The following is a 315-nucleotide window of genomic DNA, read 5'->3' as shown; positions in this document are numbered from 1 at the left end:
GCCTTATCTACATTAATCGTCATTGGACTTAATTCATGTTCGGCAGTCAAATAACTATCTTCATCGATAATTTTTTTCAACTTAGAACGATGTAAGCCTTCAATAAGTACTTTAATGCAGTTTTCATCATTTTCATGATTAACTACTTGTACAATCTTAGCGACTGTACCGTACTGGTATAAATTGTCGTGATCAATTTCTTCTGTAAGCGAATCTTTTTGCGCAACTACAAATACTAAATTGTCACTGTTACGAGCCACATCAACTGCATTGATCGATTTTTCACGACCCACAAATAGCGCAATCTGCATGTGT

The 315-nt window shown here is 35.2% G+C and carries 1 protein-coding gene; it reads right to left on the bottom strand.

What is annotated here, in order from left to right; translation table 11 throughout:
- A partial coding sequence (locus tag FLK20_RS21485; RefSeq protein WP_194165726.1) for an LON peptidase substrate-binding domain-containing protein occupies nucleotides 1-315 on the bottom strand: 315 nt, incomplete at both ends.

The organism is Oceanobacillus sp. CFH 90083, from assembly GCF_009389585.1.
GTDB lineage: Bacteria > Bacillota > Bacilli > Bacillales > Amphibacillaceae > Oceanobacillus.
This window is presented reverse-complemented; position numbering and strand designations above follow the sequence as displayed.